This is a genomic window from Streptomyces ochraceiscleroticus (assembly GCF_000720485.1).
Taxonomy (GTDB): Bacteria; Actinomycetota; Actinomycetes; order Streptomycetales; family Streptomycetaceae; genus Streptomyces; species Streptomyces ochraceiscleroticus.
The window spans coordinates 89382-113472 of sequence record NZ_JOAX01000025.1 but is presented as its reverse complement, the minus strand read 5'-3'; the positions used below and the strand labels follow the sequence as shown (position 1 = coordinate 113472).

At 72.1% G+C, this 24091-nt stretch carries 17 protein-coding genes and 1 tRNA gene; 5 read left to right on the top strand and 13 right to left on the bottom strand.

Annotation, left to right across the window (positions count from 1 at the left end; genetic code table 11):
* Window positions 1-3 precede the first annotated feature (3 nt).
* The 5 genes from IG84_RS0127805 to IG84_RS0127785 all read right to left on the bottom strand — a co-directional run bounded on the left by IG84_RS0127805 (window position 4) and on the right by IG84_RS0127785 (window position 5436).
* Window positions 4-1548, bottom strand: a complete 1545-nt coding sequence (locus IG84_RS0127805) for an MFS transporter (protein ID WP_031062729.1) — start codon at window positions 1546-1548, stop codon at window positions 4-6.
* The gene (locus IG84_RS0127800) at window positions 1545-2096 is read right to left on the bottom strand and encodes a TetR/AcrR family transcriptional regulator (protein ID WP_031062727.1); all 552 of its coding nucleotides are present in this window, start codon (window positions 2094-2096) and stop codon (window positions 1545-1547) included. The genes IG84_RS0127805 and IG84_RS0127800 overlap by 4 nt, the downstream gene beginning before the upstream one ends.
* A 136-nt stretch (window positions 2097-2232) precedes the next feature.
* Window positions 2233-3666, bottom strand: coding sequence for an argininosuccinate lyase (argH, locus tag IG84_RS0127795; protein WP_031062724.1), 1434 nt, complete (start codon window positions 3664-3666; stop codon window positions 2233-2235).
* Between the two features lie 107 nt (window positions 3667-3773).
* Complete coding sequence (locus IG84_RS0127790; RefSeq protein ID WP_031062722.1) at window positions 3774-4970, bottom strand: argininosuccinate synthase; 1197 nt, start codon at window positions 4968-4970, stop codon at window positions 3774-3776.
* A gap of 97 nt (window positions 4971-5067) precedes the next feature.
* Window positions 5068-5436 carry a DUF488 domain-containing protein gene (locus IG84_RS0127785; RefSeq protein WP_031062720.1) on the bottom strand — a complete coding sequence of 123 codons (369 nt, stop codon included), beginning with the start codon at window positions 5434-5436 and terminating at the stop codon, window positions 5068-5070.
* A 155-nt stretch (window positions 5437-5591) separates the two neighbouring features.
* On the opposite strand from IG84_RS0127785, the gene IG84_RS0127780 reads away from it, so the two are divergent.
* Window positions 5592-5665, top strand: a tRNA-Pro gene (locus IG84_RS0127780).
* Window positions 5666-5721: 56 nt separating this feature from the next.
* Here IG84_RS0127780 and IG84_RS40110 read toward each other — a convergent pair.
* The 4 genes from IG84_RS40110 to IG84_RS0127755 all read right to left on the bottom strand — a co-directional run bounded on the left by IG84_RS40110 (window position 5722) and on the right by IG84_RS0127755 (window position 13087).
* Window positions 5722-8721 carry a SpoIIE family protein phosphatase gene (locus tag IG84_RS40110; RefSeq protein WP_107053976.1) on the bottom strand — a complete coding sequence of 1000 codons (3000 nt, stop codon included), beginning with the start codon at window positions 8719-8721 and terminating at the stop codon, window positions 5722-5724.
* A 254-nt stretch (window positions 8722-8975) separates the two neighbouring features.
* Entirely contained in the window at window positions 8976-10313 is a 1338-nt protein-coding gene (locus IG84_RS0127765; RefSeq protein WP_078649461.1) for an ammonium transporter, read from the bottom strand.
* A gap of 159 nt (window positions 10314-10472) precedes the next feature.
* The gene (locus IG84_RS0127760) at window positions 10473-12137 is read right to left on the bottom strand and encodes a class I adenylate-forming enzyme family protein (RefSeq protein ID WP_031062715.1); all 1665 of its coding nucleotides are present in this window, start codon (window positions 12135-12137) and stop codon (window positions 10473-10475) included.
* Window positions 12134-13087, bottom strand: coding sequence for a cyclase family protein (locus IG84_RS0127755; protein ID WP_031062712.1), 954 nt, complete (start codon window positions 13085-13087; stop codon window positions 12134-12136). Before IG84_RS0127755 ends, IG84_RS0127760 begins: the two co-directional genes overlap by 4 nt.
* 321 nt (window positions 13088-13408) lie before the next feature.
* Between IG84_RS0127755 and IG84_RS0127750 the strand changes: the two genes are divergently transcribed.
* Entirely contained in the window at window positions 13409-14281 is an 873-nt protein-coding gene (locus IG84_RS0127750; protein WP_051862520.1) for a TetR-type transcription factor C-terminal domain-containing protein, read from the top strand.
* Here IG84_RS0127750 and IG84_RS0127745 read toward each other — a convergent pair.
* The 3 genes from IG84_RS0127745 to xsc form a co-directional block, all read right to left on the bottom strand.
* On the bottom strand, window positions 14247-14963 hold the full coding sequence (locus IG84_RS0127745; RefSeq protein WP_031062708.1) for a haloacid dehalogenase type II: 717 nt from the start codon (window positions 14961-14963) through the stop codon (window positions 14247-14249). The genes IG84_RS0127750 and IG84_RS0127745 overlap by 35 nt on opposite strands.
* Before the next feature lie 76 nt (window positions 14964-15039).
* Entirely contained in the window at window positions 15040-16128 is a 1089-nt protein-coding gene (locus IG84_RS0127740; RefSeq protein ID WP_063761861.1) for a phosphotransacetylase, read from the bottom strand.
* 461 nt (window positions 16129-16589) lie between these two features.
* Window positions 16590-18398: a sulfoacetaldehyde acetyltransferase gene (xsc, locus tag IG84_RS0127735; protein WP_031062703.1), complete on the bottom strand. Its 1809-nt coding sequence runs from the start codon at window positions 18396-18398 to the stop codon at window positions 16590-16592.
* A gap of 232 nt (window positions 18399-18630) precedes the next feature.
* On the opposite strand from xsc, the gene IG84_RS0127730 reads away from it, so the two are divergent.
* The 3 genes from IG84_RS0127730 (at window position 18631) to IG84_RS0127720 (ending at window position 22282) form a co-directional block, all read left to right on the top strand.
* A complete protein-coding gene (locus IG84_RS0127730) occupies window positions 18631-19470 on the top strand; it encodes an IclR family transcriptional regulator (protein ID WP_031062702.1) in 840 nt (279 codons plus the stop codon).
* 113 nt (window positions 19471-19583) lie between these two features.
* The gene (locus tag IG84_RS0127725) at window positions 19584-20567 is read left to right on the top strand and encodes an AAA family ATPase (RefSeq protein ID WP_031062699.1); all 984 of its coding nucleotides are present in this window, start codon (window positions 19584-19586) and stop codon (window positions 20565-20567) included.
* On the top strand, window positions 20564-22282 hold the full coding sequence (locus IG84_RS0127720; RefSeq protein WP_031062698.1) for a cobaltochelatase CobT-related protein: 1719 nt from the start codon (window positions 20564-20566) through the stop codon (window positions 22280-22282). Before IG84_RS0127725 ends, IG84_RS0127720 begins: the two co-directional genes overlap by 4 nt.
* On the opposite strand, the gene pdxR is transcribed toward IG84_RS0127720, so the two are convergent.
* Window positions 22268-23806: a MocR-like pyridoxine biosynthesis transcription factor PdxR gene (gene pdxR, locus IG84_RS0127715; protein ID WP_245659627.1), complete on the bottom strand. Its 1539-nt coding sequence runs from the start codon at window positions 23804-23806 to the stop codon at window positions 22268-22270. The genes IG84_RS0127720 and pdxR overlap by 15 nt on opposite strands.
* Window positions 23807-24091 lie beyond the last annotated feature (285 nt).

The window sequence follows — 24091 nt, the reverse complement described above, 5'->3', positions numbered from 1 at the left end:
TCCTCAGTCGCCGCCCTCCAGCGTCCGGCCGCGCAGCAGTACCCACGCGGCGGCCGCGGCCGCCAGCGAGATGACGCCGCCGGCCACCGCTGCGGCCTCCATGCCGTCGGTGAACGCCTGCTGCGCCGCGTGCAGCAGCGCCTCGCCCGTACGGTGCGGCAGGTCGCCCGCCGTCTCCACCGCGCCGCCCAGCGACTCGCGCGCCGCGCCCACCGCGTCGGCGGGCACCCCTTCCGGCGCCGTGAAGTTCCGGTAGACGCCGGTGACCACCGAGCCGAGCAGTGCGATGCCGAGCGCGGAGCCCAGTTCGTACGCCGTCTCCGAGACCGCCGAGGCGGCGCCCGCCTGCTCCTTGGGCACGCTGGAGAGGATCACGTCGGCGGTGACGGTGAAGGAGAAGCCCGCGCCGACACCGACGACGAAGAGGATCGCGCCCAGCACCGGTGTCGCGGTGTCGGCGCTCACCCAGGCGCACGCCCCGAGCCCGAGCCCCACCAGCACCAGCCCGCCGGACACCACCGTGCGCACCGACAGCCGGCGCGCGACGGGGCCGGCGGCCAGCCCCGCGCCCATCGCGCCGACGGCGGCGGGCAGTTCGACCAGCCCCGCGTTGAGCGGCGAGCGGCCCTGCACCATCTGCAGGAACTGGGACAGGAAGAAGAGCAGTCCGGCCAGGCCGAGGATGGTCAGCAGGTCGGCGAGGACGGCGCCGGAGAAGCCCCGGTTGCTGAAGAGCTTCATGTCCAGCAGCGGCGTGGGCAGCCGCAGTTGGCGGCGTACGAAGGCGACGAGCGCGGCCACGCCGATCACGCCCGCGACGGCGGCCCCGGCCCCGACGCCGTGCGCCGCGGCCTCCTTGATCGCGTAGACCACGCCGACCATGCCGACCAGCGACAGCGCGACGCTGGCCAGGTCCCACGGCCCCGGCTCCGGATTGCGGGACTCCGGCAGCACCTTGATGCCGACGGCGACCAGTACCACCATCACCGGCAGGTTGATCAGGAAGACCGAGCCCCACCAGAAGTGGCCCAGCAGGAAGCCGCCGAGCACCGGCCCGACGGCCGTACCCGCGGAGGCCGCCGCGCCCCAGACGCCCACCGCCAGGCTGCGTTCGCGGGGGTCGTGGAAGAGGTTGCGGATCAGCGCGAGGGTGGACGGCATCAGCGTCGCACCGGCCACACCCTGCAGCGCCCGCGCCGCGATCATCATCTCCGGCGTCGTCGCGTACGCCGCGAGCGCCGACATCGCGCCGAATGCCACCGAGCCGGTCAGCAGCAGCTTCTTGCGCCCGATCCGGTCGCCCAGGCTGCCCATCGAGACCAGCAGACCGGCGATGACGAACGAGTACACATCGCCGATCCACAGGAGCTGGGTGCCCGACGGGCGCAGGTCCTCGCTGAGGTACGGCGCGGCCAGGCCCAGCACCGTGGCGTCGACGCCGACCAGCAGCACCGCGAGGACCAGCACGGCGAGCGCGAGCCAGCGCCCCGGCCGCGGCTGTTCCGTTGTCGTTCTCCCGGCCGCTCCCGCGGCCACGGCCCCGGTCATCGTGTGCTTTCCCTTCGTACGCCGCCGAGCAGCAGTTCGGCGATGGAGTGGTTGCGGTCGGCGCGGGCCAGCCTGCCCTCGTGCACCGACCAGGCGCCCGCGCAGATCAGCCCGTACAGCGCCTCGGTCAGCCAGGCCGGGGTCAGATCGATACGGAAGGTCCCCTCTTCCTGCCCCCGCCGGAAGAGCGCGTGTATCCGGGCGTCGAGCGCCAGCCAGCCTTCGTTGATCTGCTCGCCCTCGAAGAGCTGGTTCTCGGTGTAGAGGAAGGCCAGCACCCCGGCGACCGGCTCGAGCGCGCCGATCAGCCGGCGCAGCGCGGCGTCCGCGCCGCCCTCCTCCAGCCGGGCGGCGTCCAGCGCCTGCCCGGTCTCCTTGATGCCCAGCTCCTCCAGCGCCCGGATGAGCGCGTCCCGCCCCGCGAAGTGCCGGTGCAGCGTCGCCCGGCTGATCCCGGCGGCCCGCGCGATGTCGTCCATCGAGGCGGTGCTCCTCCGGGTGAGCAGCGCTGCAGCGTCCTTCAGTACGCGTTCTCTGTCCACGGCCATGAGACAGATCGTACGTGAATGAGACACGAATGTCTCATCAACCTCATCACAGTCTCAGCAGAGTCCAACAAACCACGCAAAAGCGGCCGCCGCCCGGTCGGGAAGACCGGGCGGCGGCCGCTGCCACTTTCGGTGGTTACTTCTGCTTGGCCGTGGCCCACGCCTGCTGCGTGGCCAGGTCCGCCTTGACCTCGGCGAGCTGGACGGCGACCGCCGAGGGGGCGGTGCCGCCGCGGCCGCTACGGGAGGCGAGCGCGCCCGGTACGTTCAGCACGGTCCGCACCTCCGGCGTCAGGTGCTCGGAGATCTTCGCGAACTGCTCGTCGGTGAGCTGGTCCAGCTCGATGCCGTGCGCCTCGCACTCCTTCACGCACTCGCCCGCGACCTCGTGCGCCACCCGGAACGGCACACCCTGCTTGACCAGCCACTCCGCGATGTCGGTGGCGAGCGAGAAGCCGGCCGGGGCCAGCTCTTCCATGCGCTCGCGGTTGACGGTCAGCGTGGCCATCATGCCGGTGAAGGCCGGGAGCAGGGTCTCGAGCTGGTCGCAGGAGTCGAAGACCGGCTCCTTGTCCTCCTGCAGGTCGCGGTTGTACGCGAGCGGCAGCGCCTTGAGGGTCGCCATCAGGCCGGTCAGGTTGCCGATGAGGCGCCCGGACTTGCCGCGCGCCAGCTCCGCGATGTCCGGGTTCTTCTTCTGCGGCATGATCGAGGAGCCGGTGGAGAAGGCGTCGTGCAGGGTCACGAAGGAGAACTCCTTCGTGTTCCAGATGATGACCTCCTCGGCAATCCGGGAGAGGTCCACGCCGATCATCGCGGTGATGAAGGCGAACTCCGCGACGAAGTCACGCGACGCCGTGCCGTCGATGGAGTTACCGGCGGAGCCGTGCTCGAAGCCGAGGTCCTTGGCCACGGCCTCCGGGTCGAGGCCCAGCGACGAACCCGCCAGCGCGCCGGAGCCGTACGGCGAGACGGCCGTGCGGTCGTCCCACTGACGCAGCCGCTCGGCGTTCCGGGACAGCGCCTGGACGTGCGCGAGCACGTGGTGCGCGAAGAGGACGGGCTGGGCGTGCTGGAGGTGGGTGCGGCCGGGCATCGCGACGTCCGGGTGCGCCTCGGCCAGCCCGATCAGCGCCTCCTGGAGCTCGCCGAGGAGGCCGCCGAGGATCCGCGCGTGGTCCCGCAGATACATCCGAAAGAGGGTCGCGACCTGGTCGTTCCGGGACCGGCCGGCCCGCAGCTTGCCGCCGAGGTCCGGGCCGAGGCGCTCCAGCAGGCCGCGCTCCAGCGCGGTGTGCACGTCCTCGTCGGCGATGGTGCCGGTGAACGAGCCGTCGGCGACGTCCCGTTCGAGCTGGTCGAGCCCGGCGATCATGCGCGTCAGCTCGTCGTCCGTGAGCAGCCCGGCCTTGTTCAGCACGCGCGCGTGCGCACGGGACCCGGCGATGTCGTACGGGGCGAGCCGCCAGTCGAAGTGGACCGACGCGGACAGCTTCGCCAGGGCCTCGGCCGGGCCGTCGGCGAAACGGCCGCCCCAGAGGCGCACGTCACCACTGTTGCCGTTGCTCACTTGCTTCGCTCCTCAAAGCTGATGTCTTGTACGGCCGCCTCCCCGCCGGACGGCGGGGAGGCGGCTGTGCGGTAGGGACGTTACCGGTCAGGCGAGATCGCGTCGGGCTATGCCCGCAGATCACGCCGCGCGGCGATCTTCGACGACATGCCGAAGAGCTCGATGAACCCCTTCGACAGCGACTGGTCGAACGTGTCGCCGGTGTCGTACGTCGCCAGGTTGAAGTCGTACAGCGACTGGTCGGACTTCCGGCCGGTCACCACGGCGCGGCCGCCGTGCAGGGTCATCCGGATGTCGCCGGAGACGGCCTCGTTCGCCTCGGCGATGAAGCCGTCCAGGGCGCGCTTGAGCGGCGAGAACCACAGGCCGTCGTAGACCAGCTCGCCCCAGCGCTGCTCGACCTGCCGCTTGTAGCGGGCCAGCTCGCGCTCGACGGTGACGTTCTCCAGCTCCTGGTGCGCGGTGATCAGCGCGATCGCACCGGGGGCCTCGTAGACCTCGCGGCTCTTGATGCCGACCAGCCGGTCCTCGACCATGTCGATCCGGCCGATGCCCTGCGCGCCGGCCCGCTCGTTGAGCTGCTGGATGGCCTGCAGGACGGTGACGGGCTTGCCGTCGATCGCGACCGGCACGCCCTCCTTGAAGGTGATGACGACCTCGTCGGCCTCGCGCGGCGTGGCCGGGTTCGCGGTGTACTCGTACACGTCCTCGATCGGCGCGTTCCAGATGTCCTCCAGGAAGCCGGTCTCGACGGCCCGCCCGAAGACGTTCTGGTCGATCGAGTACGGCGACTTCTTGGTGGTCGCGATCGGGAGGTTCTTCTCCTCGCAGAACGCGATCGCCTTGTCCCGGGTCATCGCGTAGTCGCGGACCGGGGCGATGCACTTCAGGTCGGGGGCGAGGGAGGAGATGCCGGCCTCGAAGCGGACCTGGTCGTTGCCCTTGCCGGTGCAGCCGTGCGCGACGGTCGTGGCGCCGTGCTTCTTCGCGGCGGCGACCAGGTGCTTGACGATGGTCGGCCGGGAGAGCGCGGAGACCAGCGGGTACTTGTCCATGTACAGCGCATTGGCCTTGATCGCCGGGAGGCAGTACTCGTCGGCGAACTCGTCCTTGGCGTCCGCGACCTCGGCCTCGACCGCACCGCAGGCGAGCGCGCGCTTGCGGATGACGTCCAGGTCCTCGCCGCCCTGGCCGACGTCCACCGCGACGGCGATGACCTCGGCGCCCGTCTCCTCGGCGATCCAGCCGATGCAGACAGAGGTGTCAAGGCCGCCTGAATAGGCGAGGACGACGCGCTCGGTCACGGGTTTCTCCTTACGGTGCATACGCTGATGGGTATAACTATGCAGTCCTCCGTATGTTTCGTCAACCGCGCCGGTCAGAGGTGGTACGCCAGGCGCCTCAGGCGCCTTCGCGGAGCAGATTCCGCAGCACCGCCGCGTGGCTGAGCTCCAGCTCCTTGGTCGCCGTCAGCAAGGTGAGCGGCCCGTCCGCCGCCAGCCCCCGCAGCCGCTCCAGCGCGCCGCGCCCCGGCTCCCCGGCCAGCTCCGCGCGGTACCGCTCGGCGAACTCCTCGTACGCCTCCGCCCGGTGTCCGTACCACTTGCGCAGCTCGCTCGACGGCGACACGTCCTTGCACCACTCGTCCAGCCGCGCCGCGTCCTTCGCGAGCCCGCGCGGCCAGAGCCGGTCGACGAGCACCCGCGCCCCGTCATCGGGGTCCACGGCGTCATACACGCGCCGCATTCGTACCGTTACGTCCTTGGCCATGGCGGCATTGAAACACCGCTCACGGCGCCGCGCCCGCACCCCGGACCGGGCCCCGGCATGCTTCGGCCAGGACCCCGTTTTGGATTCCGGGCCGCGGACAGGTATTTTTCTTCTGCACGCACCGACCGGGCCCGCCCCGGAGCGGTGCAGAGCACCGGGACGTGGCGCAGCTTGGTAGCGCACTTGACTGGGGGTCAAGGGGTCGCAGGTTCAAATCCTGTCGTCCCGACGGTGTTTTTGCAGCTCAGGGGCGCTCTTCGGAGCGCCCCTGAGCTTTTTGCATGGCTACTTTCCGTCCGTGTGCGCCCGCCAGGGCGGCGCGCACAGCGTGAACCAGACGCTCTTGCCGTCCTCGGCGGGGCGGGTGCCCCAGGAGTCGGCGAGCGCGTCGACGAGCGTGAGGCCGCGGCCGGACTCGTCGCCGGTCCCGGGGGTCCGCGGGTGCGGAAACTGCGGGCTGCGGTCGGTCACCTCGACGGTGAGTCCCGACTCGGTGCGGCACAGCCGCAGCCGGACCGGCCCCCCGGCGTGCCGGACGGCGTTGGTGAGCAGCTCGGACGTGAGCAGCCGGGCGTCGTCGGTGAGACCGGCCAGCTGCCAGGCGCCCAGGGTGGCGGCGAGGAACGCGCGGCCCTCGGGCACCGCGGCGGGCACGGCGTCCAGTTCGCGGCCGGCGGTCAGCAGCGGGACGCCCGGCATGCGGGCGAGGAGCAAGGTGACGTCGTCGTCGCAGCCGTCGGGGTCGGGCAGCAGGCCGGCCAGTACGCCGTCGGCCGCTTGCTCCAGCCCCGGCGCGGTCGCGAACGTGCCGGCCAGGGTCCGCGCGAGGACGTCGATCCGGTCCTCGATGTCGCAGCCGGGGGTCTCGACCAGGCCATCGGTGTACACGACCAGCGTGGCGCCGGGCGGCAGGTCGAGGCGGACCTGCTCGTGCCGGGTCATCCCCACGCCGAGCGGCATGTTCACCGGCACCGGCAGGGCGCTGACCTCGGCGTCGGGGGTGACCAGCAGGACGGGGAGGTGCCCTGCGGAGCAGATGTCCGCCTGCCCCGTTTCCGGGTCGATGTCCAGGTAGCAGCAGGTGACGAACTGGTCGGGCAGGTCTGCCACGACCACCTCCAGGGTGTGCATCAGCTCCCGCGGCGGCATCCCGCTCTTGGCCAGCGCGTGCGCGGCCGCCCGCAACTGCCCCATGACGGCGGCCGCCTCCAGCCCGCGGCCCATGACGTCGCCGATCAGGACGCCGACCCGGCCGGCGTCCAGCGGCACCAGGTCGAACCAGTCGCCGCCGACGCCCGCGCCCTGCGTGGCGGGCAGATAGCGGTGGGCGGTGTGCAGCCCCGGCACCTCGGGCGGGGTCCCCATGAGGCTGCGCTGCAGGGTCAGCGCGACGTGCCGCTGCTGTTCGTACAGGGCGGTGAGCTCGGCCGTGGCCCGCTTCTGCTCGGTCACGTCGCGGGCGATGGCGCAGGCGCCGGTGATCCTGCCGTCGACGGAACGAGTTGGCCAGAGAGTGAGGTCCACGTCGATCCGCCGCCTCTCCCTGGTGATCCGCAGGGTCTCGAAGTGCTCGATCTTCTCGCCGCGGCGGAGCTGCCCGAGCAGCTCGTCGATCTCGCCCGCGCGGTCGAGCGGCGCCAGCATGGACACATGGGCGCCGATCGCCTCCTCGGGCGTGTAGCCGTACAGCCGCTGCGCCGCGGCGTTCCAGTACGTGATCCGGCCGTCCAGGGTCTTGGCGAGGATCGCGTCGTGCGAGGACTCGACCAGGTCGGCGAGGCCGACGATCCGTTCCTCGGCCGACTTGCGGTCGGTGACGTCCCGCGCGGCGACGGCCACCAGGGTGCCGTCGGCCGTCTCGATCGGGCCGATGCTGATCTCGACGGGGAATTCGGTGCCGTCCCTGCGCAGTCCGTACAGGTCCAGCCCCGCCCCCATCGGGCAGACCTGCCGGTTGTGGACGTAGCCGTGCCGGTGCAGGACGTGCAGGCTGCGGAAGCGCTCCGGTACCAGGGTCTCCACCGGCCGGCCGAGGAGCTCCGCGCGCTGGTATCCGAACAGGATCTCGGCCTGGGCGTTGACCAGCTGGATGGTGCCGGTCACGTCGACGATCACCGTCGCGTCCGGCGCCGTTTTCAGCAGCGTACGGAACCAGCCGTCCCTGACTTCGCGATGTCCGGCGCCCGGGGGCGAGCCGTGCCGCGGCCGGGCCGCCGCGGATCTGTTCGCTCCGGCGGTTCCGGTGGGCTGACACAGCATCAGGGACAGACCGGCGGCGGGCCGCTGTCCGGTGTGCAGGAGTAGGCGGGTGCACAGGGAGTCGAGGGCCTCCTCGGCGGACGGCACGTCCAGGGCGGCCGTCGCCTCGCGGAGCACGGGGAAGGGCGCGCCCTGCGGGTCGCGGGCCTCGGACAGGCCGGCCGTGTAGAACAGCAGCCGCTCACCGGTCCGCAGGTGGCAGCGGTACTGTCGCGGGTCCGGCTGCCGGCCCAAGGGGCGCGTGGCCACCGTGGGTTCCAGGGGGTCGACGCCGCGCCCCGAGCGCAGGGGAGCCGGATGGCCGCAGTTGACCAGCCGTACCTCGCCCGGCGCGAACTCGGCGAGCACCGCGGTGACGCAGCCCTCCGGGCCGAGCTGCGGCGAGAGCTGCGCGTCGAGCGCGGCGGCGAGCCCGGGCAGGTCCTCCGTCGTGCGGGCCAGCTCGCGGAAGCCGGCGCCCGCGGCCTCGGTCAGCCGCATCGCGTCCGGGCCGCCCCCCTGGACGTCGCCGACGATGATCCGCACTCCGAACGGCGTCCGCGCGACGTCGCACAGTCCGCCGCCGCTCCGGGCCTGCTGTGCGAGGCGGCGGTAGCGGACGGCACACACGTGCGTGCCGTCGAGGTGCAGCGAGACGGGGCGCAGGCCCCTCTCCCGGGCGGCCCGGACGGCCTTGTGGGCCAGCAATTTCAGCGCCCGCTCGGACGCGGTCCGGTACCACGCCACGTACACGGTGAGGGCGCAGCCAGCCAGCAGCCCGCACCACCGGAGGGCGAACGAGGGCGTCAGGGAAGTGCCGCCGGCCAGGCCCGTGGCCGCGCCGAGCAGGATCGCCCAGCAGCAGACGAGCGCGGTGTGCCGCACGGTGAGCCGTGTACAGGCGAGCAGAGGGCCGATGACCAGCAGGGCGACGAGCTGCACGCCGACCAATGCGTCCAGTACGGCGATCAGCAGGCAGACGCCCGTCGATACCGGTAGCAGGGGAGGCGGGGGTTGCCGCCGCCCCGGCACACAGGTAGCCGTCATGACCTGCTCCCCCCGAACGAGCGGTGCAGCGATCAGCCGTCCCGTCCCTGGTCGGGCCCGGGGCGAAGCTCTGGTCCGACCCACCCTCTCCCGAACGAGGCGCTCATCGGCGCCTTGACCGCAACACGACACAATCTGCCCGGTTGCCTTCGAAGCGGTGCGGGTCCTGTCACCGGGAGCCGGGCTGTAGGGGAGCCGCGGTCCTCAGGCGAGGCGCCCGGGACTCGGGCGCCCGGAGCCTGCGGCCGAGGCTCTCAGTCGCCCGGCTCCTCGTCCGTGCGGTGGCGGGGCGTGACGTGGGCCGCGCCCGGGACGCCCGCTCCGACGACGTCGCGGCGGCCGACCGTGCCGTGGCCGAGGACGCCGTGGTCGTAGGCGGTTTCGGCGTGGACGGTGAGGTCGAGGCCGGCCCGTTCGTGGTCGGGGTCCGCGCGGAAGCCCATCACCTTGTCGATGATCTTGCCGAGGGCGTAGCTGACGAGGAAGGCGTACGCGCCGGTGGCGAGGACGGCGACGAGCTGCTTGAGGAGCTGGCCCGCGCCGCCGCCGGAGAACAGGCCGGCCGGGCCGTCCGTCATGGCCGAGGTCGCGAAGAAGCCGATGAGCAGGGTGCCGATGACGCCGGCGACGAGGTGGACGCCCACCACGTCCAGGGAGTCGTCGTACCCGAAACGGAACTTCCAGTTCACCGCGTACGAGCAGACCACGCCGGCGGCCAGCCCGATCGCGAGGGCGCCCCAGATGCCGACCGAGCCGCAGGACGGGGTGATCGCGACGAGCCCGGCGACTGCGCCGGAGGCCGCGCCGAGCGTCGTGGCGTGCGCGTCCCGGCGCTTCTCCACCAGCAGCCAGCCCAGCAGGCCGGTGCAGCCCGCCGCCTGGGTGTTCAGCAGCGCCATGGCCGCCTTGCCGTCGGCGGCGACCGCGGACCCGGCGTTGAAGCCGAACCAGCCGAACCACAGCAGCCCGGCGCCGAGGATGACCAGCGGCAGGCTGTGCGGCCGCATGGCCTCCTTGCCGAAGCCGAGGCGCGGACCCAGTACCAGCGCGAGCGCCAGGCCGGACGCGCCGCAGTTGACCTCGACGACCGTGCCGCCCGCGAAGTCCAGCGCGCCGAGCCGGTCCAGGATCCAGCCGCCGGGCGCGAAGACCCAGTGCGCGACCGGCACGTAGACGAGCAGCGTCCAGAGGGCGGCGAAGGCCACCCACGCGCCGAAGCGGGCGCGGTCCGCGATGGCGCCGCTGATCAGCGAGACGGTGAGGATCGCGAAGGTGAGCTGGAAGGCGGCGAAGAGGGCGGTCGGGATGTGCCCGGTGACGCTCTTCGGGCCGATGCCGTGCATCCCGAGGTGGTCCAGGCCGCCGATCAGGCCGAGTCCGGTGTCCGGGGCGAAGGCCAGGCTGTATCCGATCGCGAGCCAGACGACGGTGACGACGGCGATCGCCACGAAGCTCATCATGAGCATGTTCAGCACGCTCTTGGAACGCACCATGCCGCCGTAGAAGAGCGCCAGGCCCGGCGTCATCAGCAGGACCAAGGCGGTGGCTGCCAGCAGCCAGGCGGTGTCTCCGGAGTCGATTCCGGCAGGCATGTGTGTCAACCTTCCCGCCCGGCGGGGATGACAGGGGGCGACGCCGGGCCAGGGAAGAGAGTGACCCGCCGCAATTTCCGCTTTCGAACGTCGGTGTTTCCGTGACGTTTCGCGTTACCTCGGCGTTTCCCTCGCCCGGCCCGGTGTGACCGTGCGATGTCAGGCGCGTACGTCCCGCAGTTCCCGGCGCAGGATCTTGCCCGTGGCCGTTTTCGGCAGATCATCCAGGAAGGATATGGAGCGCGGGTATTTGTAGGCCGCCATCTGCTCCTTGCAGTACCCGATCAGCTCCTCCTCGGTGACGGATTCACCCCGTTTGATGGATACGAACGCCTTCACCGTCTCGCCCCGGTACGCGTCCGGCACGCCGACCACCGCCGCCTCCCGGACCGCCGGATGGCCGTACAGCACGTCCTCCACCTCGCGGGGCCAGACCTTGTACCCGGCCGCGTTGATCATGTCCTTCTTGCGGTCCACGAGATAGAACCAGCCGTCGGCGTCCATGAACCCGATATCGCCGGTGCGCAGCTCGCCGCCGGGCAGCGCCGCAGCGGTGGCCTCGGGCTTGTTCCAGTATCCGGGCACGACCTGCGGCCCCGACGTGGCGATCTCACCGATCTCGCCGACCGGCACCTCGGTCCCGTTCTCGTCGAGGATCCGCACGACCGTGTTGAAGACCGGCACGCCCACCGACAGCGCGCCGGAGTCGGGGTCGACCGGCGCCTGGGCACCGAGCGGGACGGCGTGCGAGGGCGAGTTGGTCTCCGTCAGCCCGTAGATGTTGTGGATGTACCGGCCCGTCGCCTTCTCGAACTGCTCGTTGACGGCCGGGGCGATGGGCGCGCCGCCGGAGTAGACGACGCGGAGCGAGGAGAAGTCCTCGCGGGTGGCTTCCGGGGCGCCGGCCAGGCTGATGAAGACGGTGATGGCGCCGACCGTGAACGTCGGCCGGTGCTCGCGCAGCGCGTCCAGCACGACGCCCGGGTGGAAACGGTGCGCGAGGACCAGCGGACAGGGCAGCAGCAGGGCGAGCGCAAGATGCCCGATCAGCCCGGTGATGTGGAACAGCGGCGCGACACCCAGAATGCTGTCGTCCTCGCTCAGCCGCATCCAGTCCCGGTACGTGCAGGCGTTGAACAGCATCGTGCCGTGCGTGTTCAGCGCGCCCTTGGGCTCTCCGGTGGTGCCGGAGGTGTAGGTGAGGACGGCGATGTCGGCCGGGGCGGGCGACACGGCGCCGGGCGTGCGGCCCGCGTACCGCTCGATGAGGGTACGGAGGCCGAGCGTGCCCCGGGGACGGCCCCGCCGCGTACCGTCGAACAACCGGGGATCGTCGCGGGTCTGCCAGTCCAGCGGCGAGCAGGTGACGACGGTGGCGACCTGGGTGGTGCCGCCGCCGATGACGCCCTTCGCCACGTCCTCGTACAGCTCGTCCAGGCACAGCAGCGCGCTCGCACCGGAGTCGGTGAGCAGATACCGCAGCTCGCGCGCCTTGTTCATCGGGTTCACGGCGACCGCGGCGCCGCCGGCCTTCCAGGCGGCGAGCAGGCCGATGACGAACGCCGGGTCGTTCTGGAGGTAGAGCGCGAGCCGGTCGCCGGGCGCGAAGCCGTGCTCGGCCAGGGCGACGGCGAGCGCGTCGGAGGCGGCGTCGAGATCCGCGAAGGTGAGGACGCCGTCGAAGTACCGGATCGCCTCGGTGCCGGGGCTGCGGGCGACGGAGGCCCGGAACGCGTCGAGGAGGGTGGCGTGTTCGGGGGTGATGTCGGGCGGGGTGCCGTCGGCGTACCGCGCCAGCCAAGGGCGCTCCGTGTAGGCGCTCACTTGATCACCACGGGGTTGACGGGGGCGCCGGTGGCGCGGTGCACCTTCAGCGGCGCCGCGGTGTAGAGGAAGGTGTACCGGCCGTCCTCCGCGCAGCTCGCGGCCAGCTTCTCCAGGTCGCAGATCTCGGTGAGCGTGATGCCGAGATTGCGCATCAGGGCGCAGTGCAGGGGCAGCGCGAAGCCGGTCTCGGGTTCGATGGTCCGCTCGTTCGCGATGGTGTCCGTGACGAGGTTGGGGATCTCCTTCTCCTGGAACCACCGCACCAGCTCGGGGCTGTACGTCAGCCCCGGCTCGCAGAAGTCCTCGTAGAACGCGTCCCCCCGCTCATGGAAGAGGGCCAGGAAGTTCGTCCGGACGAGGAGGATGTCGTGCGGCTCGATGGCAGTGCCCTGCGCCGCCGCGCACGCCTCCAGGTCCTCGTGGGTGAAGGTCTCGCCCGCCTCCAGGGTCTTCTTGCCGCGGAAGCGCGCCATGTCGAGGAGGATGCCGCGGCCGGCCACGCCGCGCTCGGCGATCGGCTCGACGCTGGCCTTGTCCAGGCCGCCGATGGTCGTCCGGGCGTCGTACCCGTTCCAGATCTTCCCGCCGTACCAGACATGGCCGAGCGCGTCGTACTGCGTGGACCCCTGCAGGAAGGCGTCGATCTTGTCGTCGGCGTAGTGCAGGCCGCCGGGGGCGGCGGGGGCATCGGCGCCGTCCCAGTGGGACTCGTCCATGATCATGGTGCGCTCGGCGGGCGACCGGCCCGGCCACACGGGGTCGCCCTTCGGGTCGCCGATCAGCCGCTGCAGGGTGAAGACCTGCCCGGAACGGATCTGCGCCGCGCCGCGCAGCACCTCGGCCGCGTCGAGGTAGTTCAGCGCGCCCACCTCGTCGTCCGGTCCCCACTTGCCCCAGTTGGTGGGGGCGTCGCGGAGCAGGTCTTCCATGGTCGTGATGTCGGTCATCGAACACGCCTTCCTCACGCCGGCTCTTACCGACCAACCGCTCGGGCTGGCAGTGCGCTGGCTACTGTGGTTCAGCGTTCAACTCACCGTCAACGGGTCGGCACGAAGGTTTCTACGGTTTCCCGCAGGAGGCGAGTGGAGGCTGCACGGTGTTCAGCTAGCCTGAACAGCATGCAGGGAGCGCAGGGGAACAGACCCGAGCGGACCGGCCCGGAGCGTGGTGACGACGGCCCGGGGCACGGCGGTATTGGCCCCGGGCGTGGTGGCGTGGGGCCGGAGCGTGGCAGCGTCGGCCCGGGGTGCGGCGGCGTGGGAGCGGCTGTGCGGCATGCGCGTGAGGTTCAGCGGCTCTCCCTCCGGGAGCTGGCGCGGCGCCTTGAGGTGAGCGCCGGAACGCTGAGCGCCATCGAGAACGGCAAGGTCGACGTCACGGTCGGCCGCCTCCACCGCATCGCCGACGCCCTGGGAACCTCGGCCGCCCGCCTCCTGCTCTACGGGGAGCGTGCGGATGCCCTCGCTCCGGCCCAGCGGGAACGGGCGGCGGCCACGGACGGCCCGGACTGGCGGGCGTTCGGGCCGCTGCCCGTCGATCCCGTACTGGCCGCCGCCATCGGGGTGTTCGTGGCGGCCGGCTATCACGGGGCGACGGTGCGGGAGATCGCCGCGCGCGCCGGGATGAGCGTGCCCGGCGTGTACCACCACTACCCCAGCAAGCAGCACCTGCTGGTCGCGACGCTCGACCTCGCCATGAGCGAGCTGCTGTGGCGGGTGCGGGCCGCCCGCCGGGAGGGCAGCACCCCCGCGCGCCGGGTCGCCCTCGTCGTGGAGGCGCTGGCCCTCTTCCACACCCACCGGCGCGAGCTGGCCTTCATCGGCGCGAGCGAGATGCGCAGCCTGCACCGTGCCAACCGGCGCCGGATCGCCGCGCTCCGCAACGATGTCCAGCACATGCTGGACGCCGAGATCGACGACGCCGCCCGGGACGGCACGCTCAGCACCCGGCACCCTCGTCACGCGGCCCGCGCGATCGCCACCATGTGCACCTCACTCCCCCAGTGGTTCCGCGCCGACGGCCCGTCCACGCCGGAGCACATCGCGCGCGAATACGCGGAGTTCGCGCTGGCCCTCCTGGGCCACGAGCCGGAGGCCGCGGGTCAGGTCACCCCCTCCCCCTCAGCAGACCGGCCAGGGTGACGACGTCCTCGGCGACGAGGTCGACGCCGGCCGGGGGATCGGCCGGGGCGGCAGCCGGTCCCCACTCCAGCGGGCGCGGTATGAACGCGGTGCGGAGCCCCGCTTTTGCCGCCGCTTCGAGGTCGTCGGGATGGCACGCCACCATGAGGAGCCGCCCCGGCTCGACCTCCAGCAGCTCAGCGGCCGTCAGATAGACCTGCGGGGCGGGCTTGTACGACCTGGCCAGCTCGGCCGAGAGGACGCAGTCGAAGCGGAGCCCGGCCTGCTTCGTGAGGCGGGCGAGCAGGCCGACTCCCCCGTTCGACAGGGTCCCCGTGATCACCGGACTGTCGTGGAGCAGCTCCAGCCCCGGTCCGGCGTCGGGCCACGGGCGCAGCCGGTGCCAGGCCCGCACGAGCTCGGCCCGCTCCGGCTCGCCGAGCGCGTCGAGCCCGAACCCGGGCAGCACCTCGTCGAGCATGATCCGGTGCAGCGCGTCCAGCGGCTGCCAGGGCAGCTCTCCGGCCACGACCCGGCCCAGGACCGGCCGGTACCGCCGCCGCCAGGCGTCGGTGACGGCAGCCCAGTCGGCATGCAGCCCCGCCCGCCCGCCGATCTCCGCCAGCTCCTCCGTCACGCTCGACCGCCAGTCGGTCAGCGTCCCGAACACATCGAATACCGCGGCATCGATCTCAAGGCTCATGAGCTCCCCCCGTTCGTTCAGCGACTCGTTCTACGACCGGACCCCTGACGGTCCTGTATCGCGAACGTCCGGCTGATCAGCGGGAGTTCCGCCGGTCGGCCGGATCCCCCGATCGAGTGACCAGCGGGAGGGTCCGCTGCCGTTCCGCGGCCTGTACACCCGTGGCCAGGGCCAGTGCGGCGATGTCCGGGCCCGAGCAGCCGCGCGAGAGGTCGTGCAGGGGGGCCGCCAGGCCCTGGAGGAGCGGGCCGATGGCAGCCGCGCCGCCGAGCCGCTGGGCGATCTTGTACCCGATGTTGCCGGCGGCCAGCCCCGGGAAGATGAAGGCGTTGGCCTGCCCCGCGACCGGTGAGGCGGGGGCCTTGGCGCGGCCGATCGCGGGTACGGCGGCCGCGTCGTACTGCAGGTCGCCGTCCACCTCCAGCTCCGGGTCCGCGGCGCGGAGCAGCAGTACCGCCTCGCGCACCCGGTCGACCTGCGGGTGCCGGGCGCTGCCCTTCGTACTGAAGGAGAGCAGGGCAATGCGGGGGCGCTCGCCCGTGAGAGCGCTGTACGTGGCGGCCGTGGCGCGGGCGATGTCGGCGAGTTCGCGTGAGGTGGGGTCGACGACGACGGCGCAGTCGCCGTACCCGAGGGTGCGGCCGTCGGGCAGCACCATCAGGAAGCTGCTGGAGAGGGTGCGGATGCCGGGAGCGAGGCCGACGACATAGAGGCCGGCGCGGAGTACGTCCGCGGTGGGGCGGTTGCTGCCGGCCACGCAGCCGTCGACGTCGCCGAGGCGCAGAGCGGTGGCGGTGAGGAAGAGGGGATCGGCGGCCAGCTCGCGGCGGTCGTGGGAGGTGAGGCGGCGGCGCGCCGCCAGCGCTTCGGCGAGCGCGTCCGTGCAGCGGGAGTCGGCGGCCAGCCGGGCGGGGTCGAGGATGTCGAGCGCATGGGGGTCCTCGGGGAGCTTGAGGTCGAGGTCGGCGGCGAGTTCGCGAATGCGGGTGGGGTTTCCGGTGAGTACCGGGGTGACCGTGCCCTGTTCGGCGAGGTGGGCGGCGGCCCATAGGGCTCGGGGGTCTGTGCCCTCCGCTAGCGCGATGCGGGGCTTTTGGGAGGTGGTGCGGAGTCGTTCCGACCAGGTGGTGATCAGGGATTCCGCCGGGGGCGGGGCGGTGAGCATGACGGCGGCGCTCCTCGGTGGCTGGGGTGGGTGGACCGGCTGCCCGCCGGTGGGGGTTCCGCTGTGCCCACCCGTTCCGCCCCAGCGGAACGACTGCCCACAGCGGTGGGGGGAGGTGGAGGCGCGGCTGCTCACAGCGGGGGTGGGTAGCGCCTCGGCTGCACCGCAGCGGGGCGTCAGGGGCGCGGGGAACTGCGCGACCGGCCACGACGGTGGCGCACCCGCCGACGGCGAAGCAGGGGCAGCCCGGACCGGCGCCGCGCATGTTGAGGGTCACGCGCGGCACCGGCGCGGGACGCGGCTGCCGCCGCCCGGTCAGGGCAGCCTGCGGCGGGAGCCGCGGCCAGGGGCGGACGCCGTCCGCACGGCGTCCGCCCGGCCGGGCCGTACCGGATGCGGCCGGTACGAGCAGGGGCCCCGCAAGAGCAGGGGCCCGGTCGGACGACCGGTCGGGCAACCGATCAGACGTAGTCCTGGTACTTCTCCAGGTACCGGACCGGCTTCTGCAGTGCGTCGCGGCGGAACGGGTCGCCCAGTTCACGCGTGCACATGATCTCGATGACGGTGGTCCTCCCCTCGTTCATCTGCGCGTCCACCGCCCGCTGCAGCGCCGGGCCGACGTCCTCCAGCTTCTCGACCACGATGCCCTCGGCACCCATCGCCTGCGCGATGCCGGCGAAGGACTCGCTCTCCAGCTCGCCCGCGACGAACCGGCGGTTGTAGAAGTCGACCTGGTTCTTCTTCTCGGCGCCCCACTGGCGGTTGTGGAAGACCACGGCCGTCACCGGGATGTCGTGGCGTACGGCCGTCATGATCTCGACCATGCTCATGCCCCAGGCGCCGTCACCGGCGTACGCGATGGCCGGCCGGTCCATCGCCGCGGCCTTCGCGCCGATGATGGTCGGCAGCGCGTAACCGCAGTTGCCGAAGGACATCGGCGCGAAGAAGGAGCGCGGCTCCTCGAAGCGCAGGTAGCTGTGGGCGACGGAGTTGATGTTGCCGATGTCGGTGGAGACCATCACCCGCGGCGGCATGGCCTTCTCCAGCTCACGCAGGACCTGGCGCGGGTGCAGCCAGTTGCCGTCCTCCTGCTCCTGCTCGGCGATCATGTCGAGGGAGTAGGGGTCCTTCTCGTGGGTCCACTCGGAGAGCTCCTGCTCCCACGCGTCCTTCTCGGCCTTCGTGCGCGCGGCACGCTCCTCGCGGGTGGCGTCGCAGGCGAGGGTGCGCTCCGCCAGCCGGCCGGTCAGCGCCGCGGCAGCGGCCTTCGCGTCGCCGCAGATGCCGACGGTGATCTTCTTGACCAGGCCGAGCATCTTGTGGTCGGCGTCGATCTGGATGATCTTCGCGTTCTTGGGCCAGTAGTCCATGCCGTGCTGCGGCAGGGTGCCGAAGGGGCCGAGCCGCGTACCGAGCGCGATCACCACGTCCGCCTGCGAGATGAGCTTCATCGCGGCCTTGGAGCCCTGGTAACCGAGCGGGCCGCACCACTGCGGGTGGCTCGCCGGGAACGAGTCGTTGTGCTGGTAGCTGTTGACGACCGGCGCGCCGAGGCGTTCGGCGAGCGCCTTGCACTCGTCCACGCCGTCGGCCATCACGACGCCGCCGCCGGAGATGATCACCGGGAACTCGGCGGTGGCGAGCAGCTCGGCGGCCTCGGCCAGGCTCTTCTCGCCGCCGGGGCCACGGTCCAGCCGCTGCGGGTCGGGGATCTCGGTCTCTATCTCGCCGTAGAAGTGGTCGCGCGGGATGTTGAGCTGGGTCGGGCCGATCTCGGAGAGGGCCCGGTCGAAGGCGCGCGCGGTGTACTCCGCCATCCGCTTCGGGTTGTTCACGTGCGCCTGGTACTTGGTGAACTCCTGGAACATCGGGAGCTGGTTGGCCTCCTGGAAGCCGCCCAGGCCCGTGCCCATGGTCCCCGCCTCAGGGGTGATCATCACGACCGGGCTGTGCGCCCAGTACGCGGCGGCGATCGCGGTGACGCAGTTGCTGATGCCGGGGCCGTTCTGGCCGATGACGACGCCGTGCCGGCCGCTGACCCGGGCGTATCCGTCGGCCATGTGGGCCGCGCCCTGCTCGTGGACCACCGGGACCAGGCGGATGCCGGCCGGCGCGAAGATGTCCATGGCGTCCATGAACGCCGAGCCCATGATGCCGAAGATGTCGGTCACCCCGTTGGCCACGAGAGTCTCGACGAAAGCCTCCGAGGGCGTCATCTTCTGCTGCCCGCTGACGACGGTACGGCCGTCACCCGTCTGCTTCTCGCTCATCGTTCCACTCCTTCGACACGCCGGGAGGCAGGGGAGGCGCCCTGTGCGTCTCCACGGGAGAGCGCTGGCGCCAATAATCGGTACGTGGCGTTCCTGAAATCAGGATCTGACTGGACCATAAGCGGGCCCGTCGCGGCCGTCAACGATCCGTTCAGGAAAACGAGACGGTGGTAGCTTGTTTCTGGAATCCAACCCGGATTGAGACTGGTACACGTACGACCCTGGAGGTACCGTGGTCCCGCCACGCGAGCCCGATCCCGGCGCGGTGAACGGCGACACGCCGACCATGCGCCTCTTCTCCCTGCTCGAACTGATCGCCGCCAAAGACCAGTTGGTCTCGCTACAGGGCCTGGTCGAGGAGACCGGGCTGCCCAAGCCCACGCTGCACCGGATGCTCCAGCAACTGGAGAGCGCGGGCCTGCTGATCCGGCAGAGCGACGGGCGGCACTACGGCACCGGCCACCGGCTGCGCCGGCTCGCCGAGAACCTCCTCCTCAACGCCACCCACCACGGCGCGCGCCACACCGTCCTGCGCCGCCTGGTCGAGGAGCTGGGCGAGAGCTGCAACATCACCACGCTCTCCGGCAACGAGGTGGTCTACCTCGACCGCGTGGAGACCCCCGAGCCGCTCCGGTTCTACCTCCGCCCCGGCTCCCGGGTGCCCACGCACTGCTCGGCCAGCGGGAAGATGATCCTGTCCCAGATGAGCCCGGCGCAGCGCCGCAAGCTGCTCGCGCACGCCCCGCTCAAGGCGTACACCGCGAAGACGATCACCGATCTCGACGCCATGGAGGAGGAGTTCAAGCGCATCCGGCGGGACGGCTTCGCGCTGGACGACGAGGAGTTCCTGCCGGGTCTGGTGTGCGTCGCGGTGCTGGTACCGGCCGTGGGCGGCGGGCGCTCCAACATGTGCGTCGCGGTCCAGGCGCCGGTCATGCGGCTGACCGCCGACAAGGCGCTGTCGCTGCTGCCCGCGCTGCAGCGCGCCGCCGAGGCGATCAGCCGCATCGAGGCGGAGGGCACGCCGGAGGACGCCGCCGAGGACGCCACCGAGGACAGCGCCGCCTCCTGAAAGGGCCCGCCAAGGGGCCGCTTCCCGAAGCCGCTTCCCGAAAGGGGCCGCAGCGAAGAGGCCCCGGCAAAGGCCCACGGCCCCACCCCGTCACGCAAAGGAGCCCACCGCACATGACGACCGGCACTCCCCCGCCCCCCGCGGGCCCCGACACCCGGGTCGCCGTCAAGGACGTCTTCGGCATCGACTCCCCGCTCACCGTCCCCGCGTACCGCGAGCCCACCGCGCACGTGCCCGAGGTGGACACCGCGTACCGCTTCCAGCCCGACGTCACCCTGGCGCTGCTCGCCGGCTTCGCACGCAACCGCCGCGTGCTGGTCCAGGGCCTGCACGGCACCGGCAAGTCCAGCCACGTCGAGCAGGTGGCCGCGCGGCTCAACTGGCCCTGCGTACGCGTCAATCTCGACGGCCACCTCAGCCGCCTGGACCTGATCGGCAGGGACGCGGTGGTGCTGCGCGACGGGCAGCAGGTGACGGAGTTCCAGGAGGGCATCGTCCCCTGGGCGCTACAGCGGCCGATGGCGCTGATCCTGGACGAGTACGACGCGGGGCGCCCCGACGTGATGTTCGTCCTGCAGCGGATGCTGGAGAGCGACGGGAAGCTGACCCTGCTGGACCGGAACAGAGTGCTCGCGCCGCACCCCGCCTTCCGCCTCTTCGCCACCGCCAACACGGTCGGCCTCGGCAATCTCAACGGCCTCTACCACGGCGCCCAGCGGCTGAATCACGCGCAGATCGACCGCTGGCACGTCGTCGCCGCGCTCGACCACCTCCCCGCCGAGGAGGAGGCCGCGATCGTCCGCTCCCGCGTCCCGTCCCTCGCCGACGAGGACGGCCGCACGCTGGTCGCGGCCATGGTGGCCGTCGCGGGCCTGACCCGTCAGGGCTTCCGGGCCGGGGATCTGTCCACGCTGATGTCCCCCCGTACGGTCATCACCTGGGCGGAGAACACCGAGATATTCGGCGACCCCGCGCCCGCCTTCCGGCTGTCCTTCCTCAACAAGTGCGACGAGGCCGAACGCCCGCTGGTCGCCGAGTACTTCCAGCGCTGCTTCGACCGCGAGCTGCCCGAGTCCTGCGCGCCGGCCGCGACATGACGGGGACGGGTATCCAGGCCGCGGTACGCCGCCGGCAGCAGGCCGAGGAGCTGTGCGCCGCGGCGGTACGGGCGCTGAGCGCGGACCCCGAGGTGCACTACCGCGGCGGGCGGCCCTACCGCGGCCCGCACCCGGTCCCGGTGCACGCGCCGCACGCCCGGACCTCCCCCGACGACGCCGACTTCGCCTCCCTGCGCGGCGCCGCCGACGGCCTGGCGCTGCGGCTGCGCGGCTCGGACCCGCGCCGCCACGCCGAGGTGTGCCCCACGGACGATCCGGCGGCGCGCCTGGTCTTCGAGCTGCTGGAGCAGTTCCGTACGGAGGCGGGCGCGGGCACGGAGGTACCGCTGCCCGGCGTACGCACCAACCTCCGCCACCGCTTCCTCCGCTGGTCCCGTGCGTGCGAGGAGTCCGGCCTCACCGAGACCGCGCGCGGCCTGCTGCTCTTCACCGTCGCGCACGTCGCGCGCGCCCGGATCACCGGCGAGCCGGTCCCCGCGCACGCGGAGGACCCCATCGAGGCCACCCGCGCCGCGCTCGCCCCGCTGACCGGCCACGACCTGGCCGCGCTGCGCCGCCACCGCGCCGACCAGCGCGCCTTCGCGCCGCACGCGCTGTCGCTGGCCCGCACGGTCGCCGGCCTGCTCGCGACGGCCGACGGACCGGGCGCGAAGGACGACGCGGACGACCCTCCCGAGGACGGCCTCTCCCCCTTCACCGCCCTCCTCGACCTCGACTCCGAGTCCGTCGAGGAGACCGCCACCGCCACGTCGGGGCGCAGCCGGGTCCTGGCCGACGGTCCCGGCGGCTACCGCGTCTTCACCACGGCCTACGACCGCGAGGGCCCCGCCGCCGCGTGCGTCCGGGCCGAGCTGCTGCGCGAGTACCGCGACCGTCTGGACCGCCGTATCGCCGCTCAGGGCGTCAACGTCCCCCGCCTCGCCCGCACGCTGCAACTGCTGCTCGCCACCCGCGCGCCGGACGGCTGGGACGGCGGCCAGGAGGCCGGCCACATCGACGGCGCCCGCCTGTCCCAGCTCATCACCTCACCCACCGAGCGGCGGCTCTTCCGTACCGAACGCACCGCCCCGGTGGCCGACGCGCTGGTCACCTTCCTCATCGACTGTTCGGGCTCGATGAAGGAGCACGCCGAGTCCGTGGCGATGCTGGCGGACGTGTTCGCCCGCGCCCTGGACCAGGCGGGCGCGGCCTGCGAGATCCTCGGCTTCACCACCGGCGCCTGGAACGGCGGCCGGGCCCGCCGCGACTGGCTCCGGGCCGGCCGCCCGCCCCACCCCGGCCGCCTCAACGAACGCTCCCACCTCGTCTTCAAGGACGCGGCCATCCCCTGGCGCCGCGCCCGCCGCGACATCGCGGCCCTCCTCAAGCCCGACCTCTTCCGCGAGGGCATCGACGGCGAGGCGGTGGACTGGGCCTGCACCCGCGCCGCGGCCCGCCCCGAGTCCCGCAGGCTGCTCTTCGTCGTCTCCGACGGCAGCCCCATGGACACCGCAACCAACCTGGCCAACGACCGCAACTACCTCGACCACCACCTCCGCGAGGTGGTGACCCACCAGGGAAACGCAACGGAGATCCACGGCATCGGCGTGGGCCTGGACCTGAGCCCGTACTACCGCCGCTCCCGCATCCTGAACCTCGCGGACGACACCGGCAACGGCATCTTCCGCGAGGTGCTGGGGCTACTCGCCCGCTAGCTGGCGCTCCACCAGCCGGCCGAGGATCCGGATGCCCGGGTCGATGGCGTGCAGCGGCGGCGCGGCGAAGCCGATGCGGAAGTGGTTCAGGGGCGGGTCCTCGCCGAGGTGGTAGATGTCGCCGCGCTCGATGAGCACGCCGTGCCGCTGGGCGCGTTCCACCAGCCGCCGGCAGTCGAGCTGTTCCGGGCCTGTCATCCACAGGCTCACGCCGCCCGGGGACGGGGTCGTGTGCCAGGGGAGGTGGGTGTTGACCGCCGTGCAGGCCGCTTCCCATTTGCGCATGAGCTGGCCTCGGTAGCGGCGGACGGCGCGGTGGTACTCGCCGGACTGGATCAGGAGGGCCAGTGCGCGCTGGGTGTGGCCGGAGGGGTGGCGGACCGAGTAGCGGCGCAGGTCGCGGAGTTCGCGGACGAGTTCCTTGGCGCCGACGAGGTAGCCCAGGCGCAGGCCGGGCGCCAGGAACTTGGAGAAGGTACCGAGGTAGACGACCTGGTCGGTGGTGTCCAGGCCCTTCAGGGCCGGCGTCGGGCTGCCCTGGTAGCGGAACTCGCTGTCGTAGTCGTCCTCGACGATGACCGTGCCGCTCTCGCGGACGAGAGTGAGCAGTTCGCGGCGGCGGCCGATGCCGAGCGTGACGTTGGTGGGGTGGTGGTGACTGGGGGTCACGTGCAGCAGGTCGACGCCGGCGAGGGTGGGCGGCGGGGTGAGCCCGGCGGCGGTCACGGGGAGCGGCATCAGGCGGGCGCCGGCGCGGACGAAGATGTGGCGGGCATCGAGATAGCCGGGGTCCTCCACGGCGACGACGGAGCCGCTGCCGAGGAGGGCGCGGCTGAGCAGGTCCAGGCCCTGCTGGGAGCCGACGGTGACCAGGACCTCCTCGGGGGTGGCCTCGACGCCACGGGCCGGGAGGAGGCGGCTGCAGACCATCTCGACCAGCAGCGGGTCGTCGAAGGCGATGCTGTCCTGGAGGCTGTAGCGGGCGTGCGGCTGGTAGAGCGCTTCGTTGAGCGCGCGGGACCAGTCGCGGGCGGGGAAGGCCCGCAGATCGACCTGGCCGGCGAGGAAGGGGTACGGATACTCCGCCCAGTCGGCGCGCTTCTCGATGTGCGGGAGGGTGTCCTCGGGGTGGCCGCGCAGCCGTGAGCGCCAGTCGAAGGGCTCGTGGACGGGGCGCTGCTCGGCGGCGCAGTACGGCCGCATGTCGCGGTTGACGAAGATGCCCTGCCGCACCCGGCTCTCGACGAAGCCCTCGGCGACCAGCTCCTGGTAGGCGGCGTTCACGGTGTTCCGGGAAAGGCCCAGCTCACGGGCCAGTTCGCGGGACGAGGGCAGCCGGTTGCTGGCGTCGATGGTGCCGACGGCTATGCCGTGCTCGATGGCCTTGCGGATCTGGCGGTACAGCGGCTCGGCGGAGTCCCGGTCGATCTCGATCAGTGTGCGTGGAATGCCTGCCTCCTGCGAGAGCGGACGGCGGGGGACGTGCTGCACCGACGCGTGCGGGCGGGCGGGGCTGACCGGCATGAGGAGGCGGCACTGCCCCCATCGGATTGACCGGATTCGCCTTGTCGTGGGGTGCCAGCTGACGGGATCGTAACCGCGTCCGGGCCCCCGCCCAAGAGGTCGGACAGGAGAAATTGCCCGGCCCGGTCGGTTTCGGGGCCCCCGGCCCTGGACCCATCAGAAGCCGGAGAACTGGCGCTTACGCCCGGACCAGTTGGCCCCGCACGCTAACGCCACAACGCATCACGACGGAGCGCCGCCGCCCCGGACACCGAATGTCACCGGGCGCCCTGCCCGCGCCCGCCC